Source organism: Aquitalea aquatilis, from assembly GCF_005155025.1.
Classification (GTDB): Bacteria; Pseudomonadota; Gammaproteobacteria; order Burkholderiales; family Chromobacteriaceae; genus Aquitalea; species Aquitalea aquatilis.
Genome location: NZ_CP039731.1, coordinates 181,505 through 200,907 on the forward strand (window position 1 = coordinate 181,505; position 19,403 = coordinate 200,907).

At 58.4% G+C, this 19,403-nt stretch carries 21 protein-coding genes; 5 read left to right on the forward strand and 16 right to left on the reverse strand.

Annotated features, from left to right (window positions below; genetic code table 11):
- Nucleotides 1-29 precede the first annotated feature (29 nt).
- Complete coding sequence (locus FAZ30_RS00860) at nt 30-929, reverse strand: LysR substrate-binding domain-containing protein (RefSeq protein WP_137008395.1); 900 nt, start codon at nt 927-929, stop codon at nt 30-32.
- 94 nt (nt 930-1,023) lie between these two features.
- Between FAZ30_RS00860 and FAZ30_RS00865 the strand changes: the two genes are divergently transcribed.
- On the forward strand, nt 1,024-1,293 hold the full coding sequence (locus tag FAZ30_RS00865) for a DUF2917 domain-containing protein (RefSeq protein ID WP_158613625.1): 270 nt from the start codon (nt 1,024-1,026) through the stop codon (nt 1,291-1,293).
- Between the two features lie 16 nt (nt 1,294-1,309).
- The gene (locus FAZ30_RS00870) at nt 1,310-1,915 is read left to right on the forward strand and encodes a glutathione S-transferase family protein (protein ID WP_137008397.1); all 606 of its coding nucleotides are present in this window, start codon (nt 1,310-1,312) and stop codon (nt 1,913-1,915) included.
- Nucleotide 1,916: 1 nt separating this feature from the next.
- Here FAZ30_RS00870 and FAZ30_RS00875 read toward each other — a convergent pair whose 3' ends face one another.
- The 10 genes from FAZ30_RS00875 to FAZ30_RS00920 all read right to left on the reverse strand — a co-directional run bounded on the left by FAZ30_RS00875 (nt 1,917) and on the right by FAZ30_RS00920 (nt 11,272).
- On the reverse strand, nt 1,917-2,138 hold the full coding sequence (locus FAZ30_RS00875) for a TfoX/Sxy family DNA transformation protein (protein WP_137008399.1): 222 nt from the start codon (nt 2,136-2,138) through the stop codon (nt 1,917-1,919).
- Between the two features lie 110 nt (nt 2,139-2,248).
- Nucleotides 2,249-4,150 carry a molecular chaperone HtpG gene (gene htpG / locus FAZ30_RS00880; protein ID WP_137008401.1) on the reverse strand — a complete coding sequence of 634 codons (1,902 nt, stop codon included), beginning with the start codon at nt 4,148-4,150 and terminating at the stop codon, nt 2,249-2,251.
- A 72-nt stretch (nt 4,151-4,222) separates the two neighbouring features.
- Nucleotides 4,223-5,185, reverse strand: coding sequence for a xanthine dehydrogenase accessory protein XdhC (gene xdhC, locus FAZ30_RS00885; RefSeq protein ID WP_137008403.1), 963 nt, complete (start codon nt 5,183-5,185; stop codon nt 4,223-4,225).
- A gap of 83 nt (nt 5,186-5,268) precedes the next feature.
- Entirely contained in the window at nt 5,269-6,624 is a 1,356-nt protein-coding gene (locus FAZ30_RS00890; RefSeq protein ID WP_137008405.1) for a nucleobase:cation symporter-2 family protein, read from the reverse strand.
- A 139-nt stretch (nt 6,625-6,763) separates the two neighbouring features.
- On the reverse strand, nt 6,764-7,267 hold the full coding sequence (locus tag FAZ30_RS00895; RefSeq protein ID WP_137008407.1) for an ureidoglycolate lyase: 504 nt from the start codon (nt 7,265-7,267) through the stop codon (nt 6,764-6,766).
- A gap of 39 nt (nt 7,268-7,306) precedes the next feature.
- The gene (alc, locus tag FAZ30_RS00900; protein WP_137008409.1) at nt 7,307-8,347 is read right to left on the reverse strand and encodes an allantoicase; all 1,041 of its coding nucleotides are present in this window, start codon (nt 8,345-8,347) and stop codon (nt 7,307-7,309) included.
- Between the two features lie 57 nt (nt 8,348-8,404).
- Nucleotides 8,405-9,028, reverse strand: coding sequence for a LysE family translocator (locus FAZ30_RS00905; RefSeq protein WP_124644745.1), 624 nt, complete (start codon nt 9,026-9,028; stop codon nt 8,405-8,407).
- A complete protein-coding gene (gene uraD / locus FAZ30_RS00910; protein ID WP_124644744.1) occupies nt 9,025-9,555 on the reverse strand; it encodes a 2-oxo-4-hydroxy-4-carboxy-5-ureidoimidazoline decarboxylase in 531 nt (176 codons plus the stop codon). Before uraD ends, FAZ30_RS00905 begins: the two co-directional genes overlap by 4 nt.
- Nucleotides 9,552-10,490, reverse strand: a complete 939-nt coding sequence (gene puuE, locus FAZ30_RS00915; RefSeq protein WP_124644743.1) for an allantoinase PuuE — start codon at nt 10,488-10,490, stop codon at nt 9,552-9,554. Before puuE ends, uraD begins: the two co-directional genes overlap by 4 nt.
- Before the next feature lie 26 nt (nt 10,491-10,516).
- Nucleotides 10,517-11,272 (reverse strand): GntR family transcriptional regulator, encoded by a 756-nt coding sequence (locus tag FAZ30_RS00920; protein ID WP_124644742.1) that lies wholly within the window; start codon nt 11,270-11,272, stop codon nt 10,517-10,519.
- Nucleotides 11,273-11,431: 159 nt separating this feature from the next.
- Here FAZ30_RS00920 and uraH point away from each other — a divergent pair, with 159 nt between their 5' ends.
- Together uraH and FAZ30_RS00930 are read left to right on the forward strand one after the other, a co-directional pair.
- Complete coding sequence (gene uraH, locus FAZ30_RS00925) at nt 11,432-11,785, forward strand: hydroxyisourate hydrolase (protein WP_124644934.1); 354 nt, start codon at nt 11,432-11,434, stop codon at nt 11,783-11,785.
- 28 nt (nt 11,786-11,813) lie between these two features.
- Nucleotides 11,814-13,079, forward strand: a complete 1,266-nt coding sequence (locus FAZ30_RS00930) for a urate hydroxylase PuuD (protein ID WP_124644741.1) — start codon at nt 11,814-11,816, stop codon at nt 13,077-13,079.
- 152 nt (nt 13,080-13,231) lie between these two features.
- Here FAZ30_RS00930 and FAZ30_RS00935 read toward each other — a convergent pair whose 3' ends face one another.
- Genes FAZ30_RS00935 through gcl form a run of 3 tightly spaced genes read right to left on the reverse strand, consistent with a single transcriptional unit; the run spans nt 13,232 to nt 16,692 of the window.
- Complete coding sequence (locus FAZ30_RS00935) at nt 13,232-14,116, reverse strand: 2-hydroxy-3-oxopropionate reductase (RefSeq protein WP_124644740.1); 885 nt, start codon at nt 14,114-14,116, stop codon at nt 13,232-13,234.
- Between the two features lie 20 nt (nt 14,117-14,136).
- Nucleotides 14,137-14,916: a hydroxypyruvate isomerase gene (gene hyi, locus FAZ30_RS00940; protein ID WP_124644739.1), complete on the reverse strand. Its 780-nt coding sequence runs from the start codon at nt 14,914-14,916 to the stop codon at nt 14,137-14,139.
- A 30-nt stretch (nt 14,917-14,946) separates the two neighbouring features.
- Entirely contained in the window at nt 14,947-16,692 is a 1,746-nt protein-coding gene (gene gcl / locus FAZ30_RS00945) for a glyoxylate carboligase (protein WP_124644738.1), read from the reverse strand.
- A gap of 287 nt (nt 16,693-16,979) precedes the next feature.
- On the opposite strand from gcl, the gene iclR reads away from it, so the two are divergent.
- Nucleotides 16,980-17,822 (forward strand): glyoxylate bypass operon transcriptional repressor IclR, encoded by an 843-nt coding sequence (iclR, locus tag FAZ30_RS00950; protein ID WP_124644737.1) that lies wholly within the window; start codon nt 16,980-16,982, stop codon nt 17,820-17,822.
- Between the two features lie 71 nt (nt 17,823-17,893).
- On the opposite strand, the gene ispH is transcribed toward iclR, so the two are convergent.
- Nucleotides 17,894-18,826: a 4-hydroxy-3-methylbut-2-enyl diphosphate reductase gene (ispH, locus tag FAZ30_RS00955; protein WP_124644736.1), complete on the reverse strand. Its 933-nt coding sequence runs from the start codon at nt 18,824-18,826 to the stop codon at nt 17,894-17,896.
- A gap of 53 nt (nt 18,827-18,879) precedes the next feature.
- Nucleotides 18,880-19,371 carry a signal peptidase II gene (gene lspA, locus FAZ30_RS00960; RefSeq protein ID WP_233578583.1) on the reverse strand — a complete coding sequence of 164 codons (492 nt, stop codon included), beginning with the start codon at nt 19,369-19,371 and terminating at the stop codon, nt 18,880-18,882.
- Between the last annotated feature and the right edge of the window lie 32 nt (nt 19,372-19,403).

Consider the following 19,403-nt stretch of genomic DNA (forward strand, 5'->3'; position numbering starts at 1 on the left):
AATCCGTTTAGCTGCAATGCGTGGCAATATCAGCCGGCAGCCTGCGCCAATTCCTGCTGATACGCTGCGACCTCTTCGGCCATCCAGCCGGCAAAGTCACGCTGTTTGCGCTGCGAGCTTTCACGTGCTGGCCACACCAGCCAGTGCGGGTAGGGATAAGGCACCACAATATTACTCACCTGCACCAGCGTGCCGGCCTGCAAGGCCGCCTGTACCAGGCTGCGCCGCTCCAGCGCCACCCCCAGCCCCTGCTGCACCGCCTGCAATACCAGATTGGAATCATTGATCCACAAACCGGCCTGGGCCGGTTCGGCCACACCGGCAGCCTGACACCAGCCCATCCAGCTCTCCACCGTGCGTACCACCGGCCCTGCCACAATCTCGGCAGGCGTGCGCGGCAACTGTCCTTGACGGAAGGTCGGCGCAGCGACCACCACCAGTTCGTCGTCAAACAGATGCTGCTGTTGCAGCCCCTCCCAATCGCCCTGTCCCATGCGGATACCAATGTCGACCAGACCCTGACGCAAATCCTGGATATCCAGGCTGGCACGCAGACTGATACGGTATTGCGGAAAGCGGGCCTGAAAGCGTGGCAGGCGCGGCAGCAGCCAGTGCGCGCCAAACGATGGCAATACCGCCAGCACCAGCTCGCCGTCACGCGGCCGCGCCTGTACCAATCGTGTAGCTTCGGTTAATTCTGCCAGGCCTATTCTCACCTGCAGCGCATACAGCCGGCCATCTTCAGTCAGCCGTAAACCCCGTCCTTCACGCAGGAACAGCACCACGCCCAGCAGCTCTTCCAGCAGCTTGATTTGCTGACTGATGGCGGAATGGGTCACATGCAGTTCGCTGGCGGCCTGGGTCACGCTGCCCAGGCGGGCCAGTGCTTCAAAACTGCGCAGGGCAGATAGCGGTGGCAAAGGTCTCATGTAAGTAAAACTAACATTAATCCCGAATAAATATCAATTTTCAGCAGCCAGGCTGCCGCTTATAGTGAAGTCACCCCCACGAAAGGAGATGACCATGCCCCATTCATTAAGGCTGGAACTGGCAGATGGCGAGCTACTGGTGATACAGCTTTCCCGGCGCTGCCAGCTGTTTGCCCGCAGCGGTTCGCACTGGCTGACGATTGATGGCCGGGACATTTGCCTGCGCGATGGAGAATCTGCCGATCTGCCCGCTGGCAAGTTATTGCTGGAAGGCCGTGGCCAACTGGAAGTACGGCTCTGCGCCAACCAGGCCGAAACGCAACATGCCTGGTTCAGGCTGGGCAGCCACTACCAAACCGTTTGATCAGCAAAGGACAATCATGCAACTGATAGGCATGCTGGACTCTCCTTATGTACGCCGTGTCGCCATCAGCCTGCGACTGATGGACATTCCCTTCAGTCACCGCGCGGTATCGGTATTCCGCCATCTGGCCGAGTTTCAGGCTATCAATCCGGTGGTGAAGGCGCCAACCCTGATTCTGGACGATGGCAGCACGCTGATGGATTCCACCCTGATCCTGGACTATCTGGATGCCTGCCAGCCACAACGCAGCCTGATGCCGCAAGCCCTGCCACAACGCCAGCGTGCGCTGCGCTTGCTGGGACTGGCGCTGGCTGCCATGGAAAAAAGCGTGCAGCTGATTTACGAACTGCAACTCCGTCCGGAAGACCGGCGTCACCAGCCATGGCAAGAGCGGGTGTCTGCCCAACTGCTAGCGGCCTACACCCTGCTGGAGCAGGAATTGACCCGGCAAGCGCTGGACATCACAGCACTGGATCAGGCTGGTATCAGCATCGCGGTCGCCTGGCGCTTCAGCCGTGAGCTACTGCCACAGCAACTGAACTGGGTGGACTTCCCGCAACTACAGCTATGGAGCACGCAAGCCGAAGCCCTGCCCGCCTTTGTAGCCACACCCTTTGAGTAGGCTATTCTCCGGGCGGCTCTTGCTGTTCCAGTTGCAATAGCAGCGACAGCCGCTGCTCACGCGCCACCTGTTGCCACGGCTGGTCATCCAGCGCGCCTTGCAGCGCCCACAACAAGTTGAGGCTTGCCTGGGGATAGTGTTGTTTCACCAAACGGTAGCAGGCGACCGCACCGTACTGGGCCAGCTGTGCGAACGTGACAATGCCGGCCCCAGGTTGCGCCAAGGTTTACTCATGGCCACTCCTTTGCCACGGGATAAATGAAAATCGCCCCAGACACGCGGCAAGCCGGTGATCTGAGGCGGTTTCGGTGTACTACTAGAGCAGTGGCAGGCTTAGGCCGACAGCTCCAGCAGCAGCTTGTTGATGCGCTTGACGAAGGTGGCCGGGTCTTCCAGCTTGCCGCCTTCTGCCAGCAAGGCCTGGTCGTACAGCACCTGGGCCAGATCAGCCGCACGGCCGGCATCGGACTCTTCAGCCAGACGCTTCACCAGTACATGCTCCGGATTGATTTCCAGCGTAGGCTTGCTGACTTCCACCTTCTGGCCGGCTGCTTTCAGCATACGTTCCAGATGCGCACTCATATCGTGCTCACCGGCAACCAGGCAGGCCGGGCTATCGGTCAGGCGCACGGTAGCGCGCACTTCCTTCACCTTGTCACCCAGCGCGCTCTGCACTTTTTCCACCAGCGGCTTGGCAGCTTCTTCAGCCTGCTTTTGTGCTTGTTTGTCGGCTTCGTCTTCCAGCGCGCCCAAATCCAGAGTGCCCTTGGCCACCGACTGCAGCGACTTGCCATCAAACTCGAACAGCGAACCCACCACCCACTCATCCACGCGGTCGGTCAGCAACAACACTTCCACACCCTTCTTCTTGAACACTTCCAGGTGCGGGCTATTGCGGGCAGCGGCCAGGGTATCGGCGGTAATGAAGTAGATCTTGTCCTGACCTTCCTTCATGCGGCCGATATAGTCGCTCAGGCTGACTGTCGGTTCGTCTCCGTCCACTGCGGTGGAGGCAAAGCGCAGCAGCTTGGCAATGCGTTCCTTGTTGGCGTGGTCTTCGCCCACGCCCTCTTTCAGCACCTGGCCAAACTCTTTCCAGAAGGCGGCATATTTTTCGGTCTGGTTGGCTGCGAGGTCTTCCAGCAAACCGAGCACCTTCTTCACGCAACCGGCGCGAATGGCATCGATATCCTTGCTTTGCTGCAGGATTTCCCGCGATACGTTCAGCGGCAGATCGTTGCTGTCGATCACCCCGCGCACAAAACGCAGGTATTGCGGCATCAGCTTGTCGCTGTCTTCCATGATGAACACGCGACGCACATACAGCTTGATGCCCTGCTTGCGTTCGCGGTCCCACATGTCAAACGGCGCACGCGCCGGGATGTACAGCAGCTCGGTGTATTCCTGACGGCCTTCGACACGGGCATGGCTCCAGGCCAGCGGGTCGGTGAAGTCATGCGCCACGTGCTTGTAGAATTCGGTGTACTGCTCGTCGCTGATCTCGTTCTTGCTACGAGTCCACAGCGCAGAGGCCGCATTGACGGCTTCCAGCTCGTCGCTTTCAATCACCTCGCCGTTTTCGCCGTAGCTGCTGCCCTTCTTCATCAGAATGGGGATGGAGATATGGTCGGAATAGGTACGTACGATGCGCTTGAGCGCCCAGTCGGCCAGCAGTTCGTCTTCGCCTTCCTTCAGGTGCAGCACGATGTCGGTACCTCGACCGGCTTTTTCCACCTGTTCCAGCGTGTATTCACCCTCGCCTTGCGATTCCCAGCGGATGCCTTCAGCCGTATTGCTGCCGGCACGACGGGTGGTGAGGCTGACCTTGTCAGCCACGATAAAGGCCGAGTAAAAACCAACGCCGAACTGGCCGATCAGGTTGGCATCTTTCTTGGAGTCACCGGACAGCTGCTCGAAGAAGGCCTTGGTACCGGATTTGGCAATAGTGCCGATATTGGCGATCACCTCGTCACGGCTCATGCCGATGCCGTTGTCGGAGATGGTGATGGTGCGGGCTTCCTTGTCGAAGCTGACCGTGATTTTCAGCTCGGCATCATTCTCGAACAACTCGGGCTTGGCCAGACCTTCAAAACGCAATTTGTCGGCAGCATCCGATGCATTGGAGATGAGTTCTCGCAGGAAGATCTCCTTGTTGGAATACAAGGAGTGGATCATCAGGTGAAGGAGTTGCTTGACTTCGGTCTGAAAGCCCAGGGTTTCTTTCTGTGCGCTCATGGTCTCTATTCATCAGTAGTTGGGTAATGGTGAGCTGACAGATAGGGGCAGTGCTGACCGATTTCAATACCCTTACCCAGAATGCGGTCGCGGCGGGGCACTGCCGGGCAGCTGCAGCAGTTGTGCCACCACGGCAATGGCGACAGCCGCAGGTTGGCGGCTGTCGATACCGGCGATACCAAGTGGACAGCGTATCGAAGCAATCTGCCCCAGTGGCGAACTGCCCATCAGGCGCAGATTAAAGCTGGCCAGCTTGCTGTGGCTGCCCAGCAAACCGACAAAGCGCGCGTCACCACGCTGCAGTATCTGTTCGACCCAGCAAAAATCCAGCACATCGCTGTGCGTCATCACCAGCCAGCAGGCATCTGCCGGCAAGCGGCTGATCAGTTCCACGCCGCCCTGCAGTGTCGTGATATGGTCCGGGCAATCCGCAGGAAACATAGCCGGCCGGCTATCCAGCCAGAGCAGCCGGACGGGCAGCTCGCCCAGCAGGCGGCTCACCGCGCGTCCGACATGGCCGGCACCGCACAGCACCACGGTCAACTCGGGAGCAGCCAGATCGTCCTGCAACAGCATCGGCTCGGCCAGCCAGCGCACGCCTTCACCTTTACCGGCAGGCCAACTGCAACTGATGGGCAAAGCAGAATTCAGCCGCAGCGTGCGCCGCAATACCCGGCCCTGGCTTCTGGCCTGCCAGGCTAGCTCCAGCCAGCCCTCATCCTGCTTGCCCAGTTTTTCAAACAACAGCCACACCTGACCGGCGCAACAATAATCACCAGCCGGCCCCAGGTGAAAACACTCGCAATGCCGTACCGCTTGTGGCTCAGCCAGCAGTCGACGGGCATGCATGCAGGCCTGCTGTTCCAGCCAGCCCCCGCCCAGCGAGTCGGCCTGCCAGTCGTCAGCCAGCGCCAGCCGGGCACCGGTTTCACGCGGCACCTGCCCCTGGCTACGCACCACAGTCACCAACATGGCCTGGCCTTGTTGCGGCAGTTGCCGCCGTAATACGGTCAGCCAATCGCCATCGAGCAGCATCGCCCCTTCCTTTTCATGGCGGCCCGTCAAGCAGGTAATGGACCCGCTGGCAGGCGGGTCGGTTGGTTCAGTATCCCGACGGCTCAGTGTCCCGGCATCGACATCACTTCGGTTGCACTCGCCTCGGACAGATCCTCCTTACCCAAACCATTGAAAAAAGCATTCAGCACCACCGCAGTCAGACTGGCTAGCAGAATGCCGCTGTGCAATAGCGGTGCCATGCCCGCCGGCATCTGGCCAAAAAAGTCTTTGGCGACGGTGGGAATCATGCCCATGCCCAGGCTGATGGCGACGATGTACAAATTGTAGCGGTTATGGAAATCCACCCGCGACAACACCTTGATACCGGTGGCTAGCACCATGCCGAACATCACGATACCGGCCCCGCCCAGCACGAAGGGGGGAATGGAGGCCACCACGATGGACATCTTGGGTACCAGGCCGAAGGCGATCAGGATAAAGCCTGCCATCACGCACACCCAGCGGCTGCTGACCCCGGTAATGCTGACCAGGCCAATGTTTTGCGAGAATGAGGTATGCGGGAAGGTATTGAACATGCCGCCCACCATCGTCCCCAGCGCATCCACTCGTAGGCCGCGGACCAGATCATCCCGCTTGACCGGACGATCGATGATTTCACCCAGCGCCAGGAACATGCCCATCGACTCGATGAACACGATCAGCATCACCACGGTGAGGGTAACGATGGACCACAGCTCGAAACGCGGCGCACCAAACTTGAAGGGGGTAATCAGGGCAAACCAGCTGGCATCCTGCAAACCGTTGAAATCCACTTTCCCCAACAGCAGTGCAATGCAGAAACCCAGCACCAGCCCCAGCAAGATGGAGATATTGGCCAGGAAACCACGGGCAAAACGGATGATCAGCAAAATGAAGATCAACACGCTGAGCGAGATGCCCAGATAGAGCGGGCTGCCATAATCAGGCGAGCCCAGCCCGCCAGCAGACCAATTGATACCGACACCGATGATGGACAAGCCGATGGAGGTAATCACCACCCCCGTAACCAGCGGTGGAAAAAAGCGGATCAGCCGGCCGATCAGCGGCACCAGCAGCAATGACAGCAGCCCGGAGGCCATGGTGGCACCAAAGATGCCGGGTAGGCCCAGAGCCGGATTCTGGCCGATGGCGATCATCGGCCCCACCGTGGCAAAAGTCACCGCCATGATGACCGGCATGCGGATACCAAAACCCTTGCAGCCCAGGCATTGCAACAGCGTGACCAGACCGCAGCAGAACAGGTCGGCACTGACCAGAAAGGCGATTTGCTCCTTGGGCAAGCCAACCGCACCACCGACAATCAGTGGCACTGCGACCGCCCCGGCATACATCACCAGCACGTGTTGCAAGCCCAGCGTGAACAGCTGCACCAGCGGCAGCTTTTCGTCTACCGGATGAACATTTTGCGTCGAGCTCATCGAGTCTCTCCTTCGCATGAGTCTTCCGCCAGCGCAAAAGACGCTGCACGGGCGGGTGGCTCGCCAGGCGACAGGCGTGACGGAGCCACCCTGTTGCATCAACAACAAGGACTACAGCAGGAACCATCAGGGCTTAAGGCTAGCCGACTGCCTCAATGCGGTAGCTTGTGGACAAGGCCACCTCATCGCAGTTGTGCCCGCTACCAACACGGTCAACCACGATGAAATCACCTTCCCGCCCCAGGCTGATCAAGGGGTGATGCCAACAACCACGGCGATAGTTGACCCCCTGATCGGAATAGGCATGAAAGGCACGCAGCCCGCTTTCATCCGGCAGGCCATCCGGCAGGCTGGGAGCTACCACCACGATGAAAGGCACACCGTTGCAGGGGATGAAGGATTGGCTGCCCAGCGGGTGGCGCTCGAGCATGCTGATGCTCAAAGGGAAATCAAAGGCGGCACCACGTGCCATGCTGATGGCGGGAAGTCCGCCCTCGCCGAGCACCTCCACCATGCCCAGCTTGTGATAGCGCTGGGTGCTGCCGTTATTAATGGGAAACCAGTCGCTGCCTTCAATCTCAATGACATCACCAAAAGGGGCGAACGCTTCTTTGCTTAGCGCTTCCAGGACAAGCAGGGCCATGGTGTTTCTCCTCTGTAGAATCGGGTTGTCCTATGGCTGCTAATCAAGCAGACGGCCCCAGATGCGCAAGCGGCTCACGCCACCGTCAGGGAAGATGTTCAGCCGCACGTGATTGACCGGCCCCAGCGGGCGGATCTGCTCCCGGTCATAAAAGTGCTGCTTGTCCATGGCGGTTTTCTGCTCGGGCAACAAGCTGTCCCAGAACATGGCCTGGGTCACAATGGACTGATCGGTACCCTGCGTCACCAGCGCAGCCTGAATGGACACGCTGTCCGGATAATTACCCTTGAAGTGAGCGGTATCCACCTCGATACGCTCGACAATGGCCATCCGCCCCAGTTGGACGATGCACCAGTCGTTACCCGGCTCGCGCCGGCGGCGGGTTTCCCAGCCATCCCCCATATTGATGCCACGACCGGGCATGATCAGGCGAAAGGGCACGCCGAAATGGGCATCGTTATAGGCAACAATGCGACCGCCATGCTGCAGCGCAGACACTTCATGCAGGGCTGACCGGTCCTTGCCCTCCCAGTCGCTGGCGGGTTGGCCATACACCCGCAAGCGTGCCACGCCGCCATCCGGATAGATGTGCAGCCGCAGATGCGTCCACACCCGTGCGTCATCAATGGCAAAAAAGTGATGCGCACTGCTGCCCAACGCTGCTGCCGGCAGGATTTCGGTCCATACCGTGTGCTCATCAGGTGAACCCGCGAGATGACAAGCTTCCACCGAAGCAGCCGGCGGGAAATTGCCGGTAAAGTGGCTGGTATCAATATCCAGCCCCTTGATCACACCTGGCAGGCCCAACTGGATGACCGCATGATCATGCCCGCCATTGCGGCGACGGCGCGTCTCCCAGCCATCCATCCATTTGCCGTGATCGTCAAACTTGCCCACCACGAATACCGGTGACGATGACTGCAGCATGCGCTCTGCCGGCGCAAACCACTCATCCGAGCAGGACAGCACACAAGCGCCGAAATCAGGATCCGCCAGATTGGCATGGCGACGGGCAAATTCCGGTAACTCAACCGGCGACGCAGGTAAAACAGTCGCCGTGGGATGCAATGCAATATTCATGATGTCTCTCCTTTATTTTTGCTTTACCACCAACAAGATTTGCTACTGACTACTCCTTCACAAGACAACGCTGGCCAAGGTCTGCCCCAGCAGCACGCCGCCCATCACCACAAAACAGATTGCCGAAGCCATCAGGAACAAGCGACGCAACGTGGCCATACTGGCCAACAATCGGCTGGCCAGCAGGCCATAAGCGAGCTTGCACAACAGATCAACCACCATCCAGCCCAGCACCATCCACAGCAGCTGTGGCAACAATGGCCTGGACGGCGTCATGAATTGCGGCAGCAAAGCCAGAAAAAAAGCGATGTCCTTGGGATTGCTGATACCCAGCAGAAAGGCTTTGGAAAAAAGGTGGGCCCGGCCCTGGCGACTATCAGCCGCACTCGCCGCAACACCACGCCCCTGCCAGGTACGGATGCCCAGATAAAACAGATAGCAGGCACCGATGGCTTGCAGCAGCAGGAAGCTGCGCGGCGATGCCAGCAACAATGAGCCGATACCCAGCGCCGACAGTAGCAGTAGGCTGACCGAAGCCAGTACGCCACCAACAAAACCGGGCCAGCTTTTCCAGACGCCAAACTGCAGGGCGTTGCCCACCATGAATAGCGACAATGGTCCAGGGACGGCGATGACCACCGCGATGGCCAATAGATAGAAGCCCAGAGTTTCCGGACTCATACGCAGACGCTTTCCGGCAGCAATGCTTCCAGACGCAAACGCCCGATACGATAGATCTGCTCCAGGCACTCGCGCCGTTCCTCCTCCACACCCAGTTGCAAACGGCGTTCGAATTCGCGGATGATGCCCGCCCGGTCATACCCCCGTACCGCCAGGATGAAAGGAAACCCGAACTTGCTGTGGTAGGCACGGTTCAGTTCGGTCAGGTGGGCAAACTCCTCCGGACTGCATTGATCAAGCCCGGCCCCCGCTTGCTCGGTGGTCGACTCTACAGTCAGTTCGCCGCGTATCGCCGCCTTGCCGGCCAGCTCCGGGTGAGCCCGGATCAGCGTCATCTGCGCACCATAGCCGGCTTTTTCCACTTCGCCGGCCATGACGGCGGCCAGCTCCGCCACCGAATGGAAAGGACGCAAGGCAGCCGTACGCTCCGCCACCCATGGCGAGTGTTCAAAGATACCGCCCAGAACAGCGACAAAAGCATCAAATGGCAGCTGGTTCAACAATGACAGGGTGAGAGGCTGGCTCATCGGCAGGACTCCAGGTCGGGGTGGGGATGATGACGCAGCCAGTGATGGGCGATATCGACACGACGGCATACCCATACCCATTCATGCTGCTGCACATAATCAAGAAAACGCTGTAATGCGGCAAAACGCCCAGGGCGACCAATCAGCCGGCAGTGCAGGCCGATGGACAGCATGGCCGGGGTGGTTTCGCCCTCGGCATACAGCACGTCGAAGCTATCCTTCAGATACTGGAAAAAGTGCTCACCGGTGTTGAAGCCCTGCGCTGAGGCAAAGCGCATATCGTTGGCATCCAGGGTATAGGGCACCACCAGGTGAGGCTTGCGCTGGCCATTGGCCAAGTGCACTTCAGTCCAGAAGGGCAGCTCGTCGCCATAGTGGTCTGCGTCGTAGAGAAATCCGCCCTCCTCCACCACCAGCCGTCGGGTATTCGGGCTGTCGCGTCCGGTGTACCAGCCAGCCGGATGCGATCCGGTCAGCCGGCTGACGATTTCCACGCAGCGCTGCATGTGCTCGCGCTCCAGGCTGACATCGGCATTTTGATAATGCAGCCAACGATAGCCATGACAGGCCAGCTCATGCCCCAGCTCCACGAAGGCGGCCGCCGCTTCCGGATTGCGTTCCAGCGCCATGCCCACGGCAAACACTGTCAGCGGCAGCTCACGCTTTTCGAACTCACGCAAAATGCGCCATACCCCCACCCGCGAGCCGTACTCATACAGGCTTTCCATCGACATGTGCCGTGCAGGGTAGGCCGCTGCGCCAACGATTTCGGAGAGAAACTGTTCGGATAGCGCATCGCCGTGCAGCACATTGCTTTCCCCTCCTTCCTCGTAGTTGAGGACAAACTGCACGGCCACCCTGGCCTGGCCTGGCCAGTTCACCTTGGGCCGCTGGCGGCCATAGCCGATCATGTCTCGCGGATACGCCTGTTGCATGCGTTCAACTCCTTGGTCTTGGGCACCTAAAGCTGGCGATGAAACATCGTCCATGGGTCAGGTATATTTCTGTCGGCAAAATGCATGCGCTGCTCACAATCCTGCAAATGCTGCCGCATGGCTTGCTGCGCGCCTTGCCGGTCTCCCTGCGACAGCCGCTGCAGAATCTGCTCATGCTCATCGAATGAGCAGGCACTGCATCCCGGCTTGTCGTACAGGGCAATGATGAGCGAGGTGCGCGAACACAAGCTGTTCATCAATTCGGTCAGTACCTCGTTTTCCGCCAGCCGAACCATCTGCACATGAAAGGCATTGGACAGACGTATCCAGCTGACCCGGTCCTGCCGTTCGAATGCAGCCCGCTCCTGTCGCACCATTTGCCACAACTGCTGCAGACGCTCTGGCAAATCGGGCAGGCTCAGCAATTTATCCAGAATGGCTGCTTCCACCATGCGTCTGGCCTCAAACACATCGCGGGTTTCCTTGATATCCGGCTGGGCCACAAATGCGCCGCGATTAGGCTGCAGCTCGACAATCTTGTCATGTTGCAACTGGGCCAATGCGGCACGTACCGTGCCACGCGAACAGGCAAAAACATCACACAACACGGCCTCGGTCAGCTTGACGCCTGGCCGCAAACGCTGGTCGATCACCGCATCGAATATTTCCAGATACAGCCGCTCTACTTCGCCTGGGGACTGATTTTCGTCCCGCAGGCTGGAAGCCGGCGGAGCAGAAATCTCCCCCTCACTCTCCGGTACAGGTCGTTGATGATTGTTCATTTTTTCAATTTCCACAATACGGTAATCACTTCCAAAATATTGTTGACAATTATCGACAGGATAAAACAATATCGTCAACTCCAATCGCCCATGCTTTGCACAACAACAACAGCCCGCCATTCAAAAACTGCGCAGGGCTGGTACACAGGAGACAAACAGATGGGAAAACTTTCCACACACGTGCTGGACACCATGCATGGCCGCCCGGCTGCCCAGGTGCGGTGCGAGCTGTACCGGATACAAGGAGATGGGCGCACGCTACTGCGCCATTTCGACACCAATGAGGATGGCCGCAGCAACGAGCCGCTGCTGTCCGGTGACACGATGCAGGCCGGGGTATACGAACTGGTTTTTCATGCAGGCGACTACTTTGCAAGCCAGGGAGTGCATTTGGCAAAACCCTGCTTTGTCGATCAGGTGGTGCTGCGCTTCGGCATTGCCAACCCGGCTGAAAACTATCATGTCCCGCTTGTCGTCACGCCCTGGACCTACTCGACCTATCGCGGTAGTTGACCCCTACTTTCTATCAGGAACTTCACTCATGGAAAGCTACCTCCTCGAGTTCGGCAACCTGCTGCTACGCTGGTTGCACGTGATCGCCGCCATTGCCTGGATTGGCGAGTCCATCTACTTCGTCATGCTGGACAACAGCCTCAGTACACCCAAAGGAGAGCAAGACCCGCGCTATGACCTGCTGGGTGAGATGTCGTCAGTACACGGCGGCGGCTTTTACCATAACCAGAAATATCTGACCCGCCCGCCCTTCCCGCTCGACAACAAATTGCACTGGTCATTCTGGAAGTCCTATACCACCTGGCTATCCGGATTCGCCTTGTTCAGTCTGCTGTATCTGAGCAACCCGGCAGTTTATCTGGCCAACCCGTCCAGCCCCTGGGCCTGGGCAGCGGTACTCACGCCAGCGGAGGTAAACGTTGCGGCCATTGCCCTGCTCATTGTCGGCTGGCTGGTTTACGACGAACTATGCCGGCGCATCAGCCCGGAAATGCAGCGTGATGGCCTGCTGAGCGTGGCGGTTGCCCTCATGATGGCCGGCGTGGCCTACTTCAGCTCCCATGTATTTCAGGGACGCGCTGCTTTTCTGCTGACCGGTGCGGTCATGGCCACCTGCATGTCGGCCAATGTGCTGTTCTGGATCATCCCTGGGCAGCGCCGCATGGTGGCCGCACTACAGGCCGGGGAAGCACCCAACCCGCTGGACGGCAAGCGAGGCAAGCAAAGATCGGTGCATAACACCTACTTCACCCTGCCGGTAGTGTTCCTGATGATCAGCAACCACTATGCCTTTGCCTATAGCAATGACACGGCCTGGTTCATCATGGTGTTGTTCATTTTGGCCGGAGCCTTGATCAGACAATATTTTGTGTTGCGTCATCGCGGTCAGAACGTACTGACCCTGCCGGCAGCCAGTGCCATCATGCTGCTGGTCGTTGGCATGATTGCCGCACCTTCCAGCACACCGAGCGACAGCGCTAATTCCAACCCGGTCACGGCCAGGAGCAATACGGCCCCTTCTGCCAGCACGACGGCGAGCGACAAGGGCAAGGACAGCGGGATGCAAAACGTTGCCGGTGTGCTGCAAGAACGCTGTATCGCCTGCCATGCCGCCAAGCCAACCCAGCCTGGCTTTGCCGCGCCGCCGGCGGGTATCAGGCTGGATAATGAGCGCGACATCCGCTTGCATTACCTCAAGATCAAACAGGCTGTCGCCAGTAAATACATGCCGCTCGCCAATACCACCAAGATGAGCGATGAGGAGCGCCAGCTGATTGCCCAGTGGCAGCCATAAAACCCACAGGCAACAAGCTGTCGGGCAGATTAGCTGAATGAAGCGGTGTAATCCTGCCTAACGTGATAAGCAGCCTTGTCAGCAAGAAAAAGGGGCGGATTTCTCCGCCCCTTTTCTACATCTGCTCTGCCTGATGGTTTGCCACTACCCCGTTACTGGGCAGGGATGGCAAAGTCCGACAATTGTTCCAGTGCCCTGACCATGGCGCTGTGATCCCATGCAGCCCCCCCTTGTGCCACACAACTATTGAATAGTTGCTGCGCCAGCGCCGTTGCCGGCAAAGCCAGTGCCATTTTCTGGGCACTGGACAAGGCCAGATTCAAGTCCTTCTGATGCAGGGATATCCGGAAGCCAGGATCAAAAGCCCGTTTGACCATGCGCTCGCCATGCACTTCGAGAATCCTGGACGAAGCAAAGCCACCCAGCAATGCCTGGCGCACTCTGGCCGGATCAGCACCGGCACGTGCCGCAAACAGCAGGGCCTCGCCCACAGCCTCTATCGTGAGCGCCACAATCATCTGATTGGCTACCTTGGCTGTCTGGCCATCACCATTTTCACCGACACGGGTGATGTTCTTGCCCATCAATTGCAGCACAGGCAGCAACTGCTCGAACACGGCCTGTGGCCCACCCACCATGATGGACAGGGTTGCCGCCTTGGCTCCCACCTCGCCACCGGATACCGGTGCGTCCAGATAGTGGCCACCCAATTGTTCGATACGGCGGGCGTACTGCTTGGTGTCCAATGGAGAAATCGAAGACATATCCACGATAACCTTGCCGGTCAGCTCGGCCTCTGCCACACCGCCGGCGCCAAACAATACCTCGCCGACATCCGGGGTGTCCGGCAACATCAAGATGATGACTTCTGCCTGCTGGGCCACCTGCCTGGCAGTTTCACACAAGGTCAGGGGCTGGGCCGCCAGGGACGACGGCAGGCCGCTGCGCGAACTGACAAACAAGGCATGGCCGGCTTGTACCAGATGCCCAACCATGGGTGCGCCCATGATGCCCAGTCCGATGAATCCTATCTTCATTGCCATCTCCTTCTCTCTGTTCAGGAAAGATACTGCTCGGCCCAGGCAAGACCGGCCTGGGTGCCATTGCGCGGTTTGTACTCGCAGCCAACCCAACCCTGATAGCCGATTTCATCCAGCAAGCTGAACAGGTAGGGATAGTTTATTTCGCCAGTTCCGGGTTCGTGCCGCCCCGGGTTGTCCGCCAGTTGGATATGAGCAATATGCGCCAGCTGCGACTGCAAGGTTTGCGCCAGCTCTCCTTCCATGCGCTGCATGTGATAGATGTCGTACTGGACAAACAGATTATCGCTACCAATATCCCGTATCAGGTCCAGAACCTGGCGAGTACGGGATAGCGCAAATCCCGGGATATCAAAGGTATTGATGGCCTCAACCAGCAATTTGATACCCTCAGCGCGCAACGCACTGGCAGCAAACCGCAAATTGTTGTGTTGGGTCTCCTCCACCATGTCGGCATCAACCCCTGCCGGACGAATGCCCGCCAGAACATTCAGTTGGCGACATCCCAAAGCCTTGGCATAAGCGATAGCCTCGCCCACGCCATCCTGAAACTCGCCGACACGATCAGGCAGGCAGGCAATGCCGCGCTCTCCTGCCTCCCAATTTCCGGCAGGAAGGTTATGCAGCACCTGTACCAGTTGATGTTTGTCCAGCAGTTCGGCCAACTGCTGCTTGTCGTAGGCATAGGGAAACAGGTACTCCACGCCACCAAAGCCGGCATGGGCTGCCGCCTGAAAGCGCGACAGGAAATCGACCTCGCCAAACAACATCGTCAGATTGGCAGCAAATCTTGGCATAAGACTCTCCGGATAAAGATGGCGCTCACATCAGACCGGCAGGTCGATGATGTCTTCGAACTCGTTGATGGCATTGATTTCTGCCCCCATGGCGATATTGGTTACTCGTTCCAGAATCACCTCCACCACGACCGGCACCGCATGCTGCTCCATCAGTCGCTGCGCCTCGGCCAAGCCCGCCGCCAGTTGCTCGGGATCACGGACACGCACGGCCTTGCAGCCCAGCCCTTCAACCACACGAACGTGATCGACACCATAGCTGCCCAGCTCTGGGGCATTGATGTTTTCAAAACTCAGCTGTACGCAGTAGTCGATATCAAACTGGCGCTGTGCCTGACGGATCAAACCCAGGTAGCTGTTGTTCACCAAAACATGGATGTAAGGGACGCGGAACTGTGCGCCAACGGCCAGTTCCTCCAGCATGAACTGGAAATCGTAGTCGCCGGAAATGGCTACCACCGCGGTGGATGGATCCGCCACCTTGGCACCAATGGCGGCCGGAATGGTCCAGCCCAGCGGGCCGGCCTGGCCGCAATTGATCCAGTTGCGCGGGTGATAGACATGCAGGAATTGCGCAGCCGCAATTTGCGACAGGCCGATGGTGCTGACATAGCGGGTGTTCTTGCCAAAAAAGCGGTTCATTTCTTCATACACCCGCATCGGCTTGATCGGCCTATCCGTATGGTTACTGCGTCGCAGCATGCTGCTCTTGCGGCGCTGGCAGTCATCCAGCCACTGCGGGCGCGTCGGCAAGCGCCCTTGTTCCTGCCATTCGCGGGCAATGTCGATCAGCAACGCCAGCGCGCTGGCGGCATCGGACACAATGCCGAAATCGGGCGCAAACACCCGGCCAATCTGGGTGGGTTCGATATCGATATGTACGAACTTGCGTCCGGCGGTATAGACATCGACCGAACCGGTATGGCGATTGGCCCAGCGATTGCCGATACCCAAGACAAAATCCGCCGCCAGCAGGGTGGCGTTGCCGTAGCGGTGGGCGGTTTGCAGACCAGCCATCCCGGCCATCAGCGAATGGTCGTCCGGTATGCAGCCCCAGCCCATCAAGGTGGGAATCACCGGCACCTGCACGATCTCAGCAAAGGTGGTCAGTAGTGCCGCAGCATTGGCATTGATGATGCCGCCTCCTGCCACGATCAGCGGGCGCTCCGATTCGACCAGCATGGCCAATGCCTTTTCCAGCTGGGCGCGACTGGCGGCAGGCTTAAACACTCCCAGCGGCTGATAGGTATCCGGATCAAAATCGATCTCGGCCATCTGCACATCGAAAGGCAGATCAAGCAACACCGGGCCGGGGCGTCCGGAACGCATCAGATGAAATGCCTGCTGCAAGGCACCCGGCAGTTGGGCAGGCTCCATCACGGTTGTCGCCCATTTGGCGACCGGGCGCGCGATCTCCTTGATGTCGACTGCCTGGAAATCTTCCTTATGCAAGCGCGAACGCGGTGCCTGACCGGTGATGCACAGGATGGGAATGGAGTCGGCCGCAGCAGAATACAGGCCAGTAATCATATCGGTGCCCGCCGGACCGGACGTGCCGATACAGACACCAATATTGCCGGCACGGGCACGGGTATAGCCCTCGGCCATGTGCGATGCACCTTCCACATGACGCGCCAGCAAATGCCGGATACCGCCGATTTTTTTCATGGCGGCATACAGCGGATTGATGGCGGCTCCCGGCACGCCAAAGGCCGTGTCCACCCCCTCCTTGATCAAGATATGTACGGCTGCTTCGATTGCTCGCATTTTGGCCATGGATTGCTCCTGAATTAGGCAGGCCTTACCACCTTGGTCATGGCCCGGCATGGCTTCAACTATCCCGCAGCACGGAAACATAGTCAACAAATAATGGAAATCGTTTCCGTTATTTTTATTTTTTATATTTTACTCATTAAAATCATGCAATTACTAAAATTAAAATAAAGAAAACAAATACCAAAAAATCAAAAAAATCGCCACGTCGTCAGTAATTGCTACACCCAACTGTACCTAAGGCGTAAAATCGCAGCCAACTTCCCCATCCGCCCACGCCAAGAGGATATATGGCCAAAGCCGACAGCACCCCGCGTACTCCCACCCGTAAACGCGCAGAAGGCGGAAGCGCTAGCACAGGCCAGGTTCAGTCACTGACCCGGGGCTTGGTATTGCTGGAGCGGATTGCCGAAGCGCCTGCCGGCATCATGCTGACTGACCTCTCCATGCAAGTGGGCCTGCCCAACTCCACCACCCATCGCTTGCTCAGCACCATGCAGCAAATGGGTTTTGTACAACAAACCGGCGATCTGGGACTGTGGAGCATAGGCGTGCGCGCCTTTACCGTAGGCAGCGGCTTTCTGGGTAGCCGCGATCTGTCCACCCTCGCCATGCCGGTATTGCGCCGAACCATGGAGGCTGCAGGTGAAACCAGCAATCTGGTGGTATTCGATACCGATGCCTGGCAAAGCGTGGTGGTCGGCCAAGTGCAATGCCGCGAACTGATGCGCATGCTGGCCCCGATTGGCGGCCGTCTGCCGCTACACGCCTCTGCTGCTGGCAAGGCTTTTCTGGCCGCCCAGGATGCAGAACACCTGAACCGTATCTTGCAAAAAACCGGCTTGCCGCATTACACCGAGCACACCATCACCACCCCCGCCCTGCTAAAAGAACAGCTACTGCGGGTTCAGCAACAGGGCTTCGCTTTTGACGATGGCGAACATGCACTTGGGCTGCGTTGCGTAGCCAGCTGCATCTACGACGAAAGCGGTCAGGCATTCGCCGCCATCTCGGTATCCGGCCCCAAATCGCGCATCCCGGACGAGCGCATCACCCACCTGGGATCGCTGATCATGCAGGCGGCCAGCGAAATCACCCAGCGCTATGGTGGCAAACCCAGAAAAAGCAGCTGAACTCCGCCGGCCAGCAATAAAAAAAGCTCTGCAATCAATTGCAGAGCTTTTTTCTGATATTGCCACAACCGTTATTTGTCGCGCAGCCCCGCCGGCAGGGCGAACACGGTCGACTCTTCCACGCCATCCAGTTCAGTAATCTCTCCTGCACCATACTGGCGGATCTGATCGATGACAGCCTGCACCAGCACTTCCGGCGCACTGGCCCCGGCAGTCACGCCCACACGCTGCTTGCCAGCAAACCAGGCTTCCTGCAGCAGGCTGGCATTATCGACCATATACGCCTCAACCCCCTTCAGCGCGGCGACTTCACGCAGGCGATTGGAGTTGGAGCTGTTGGGCGACCCCACCACAATCACAATATCGCACTCGTTGGCCAGCACCTTGACCGCATCCTGACGATTCTGCGTGGCATAGCAGATATCGTCCTTCTTCGGACTGGTAATGCCAGGGAAACGCGCTTTCAGGGCGACAATGATGTCGCGGGTTTCATCCACTGACAGCGTGGTCTGGCTGACATAGGACAGTGCTTGCGGATTGCGCACCTGCAAGTTGGCGACATCGGCAACGTTCTCCACCAGATACATGCCTCCCTCCACCTGCCCCATGGTGCCCTCGACCTCAGGATGACCGGCATGACCAATCATCACGATTTCCATCGCCGCCTGGTGCATGCGCTTCACCTCGACATGCACCTTGGTCACCAGCGGACAGGTGGCATCGAATACTTGCAGCCCCAGCGCTTCGGCCTCGGCCCGCACCGACAAGGGCACACCATGTGCCGAATAGACCAGGGTGCTGCCTGCCGGTACATCTTTCAGCTCTTCAATGAACACCGCGCCCTTGGCACGCAGGTTTTCCACCACGAAGCGGTTGTGCACCACCTCGTGGCGCACATAAATGGGAGCCCCAAACTTCTCGATGGCACGCTCGACGATGGCGATGGCCCGGTCTACCCCGGCACAAAAGCCACGGGGATTGGCCAGCATGATGGTCTTCGTCATCAGCAATCCTTACAGAAAGACCGCCGCCAACGGCGACGGTGCGAAAACAGGTATCAGGCAGATTTGGGCTGTTTCATGCTGTCCAGCACCATCAAGACGGCACCGACACAGATGAAAGAGTCAGCCAGATTGAAGGCCGGGTAGTACCAGCTGTTGTGGTAATGCACCAGGATGAAATCCACCACATGGCCATAAGCCAGGCGGTCGATCACATTGCCGATGGCACCACCGATGATAAAGCTGGCGGCGACATTCATCAGGCTGGTAAAACGCCCCTTGATGATGTTCCAGCCCAGATAGCCGGACACGCCCAGCGCCAGCAGAGTGAACAGATATTTCTGCCAACCGCCAGCATCTCGCAGAAAGCTGAAGGCGGCTCCCGGATTGTAGATCAGGGTAAAGCTGAAATAGCCGGGAATGACATCCCGCATTTCACCAAACTGGTACTGACTGTTGAAATAGATCTTGGACAACTGGTCCAGCACGATGACCAGCAGCGCCAGCCCCATCCACTTGGGCCAGCTTTTGGCGTGAGGCGCACTCATTACGGATTCCATTGCATTACATCCCTTGCCGC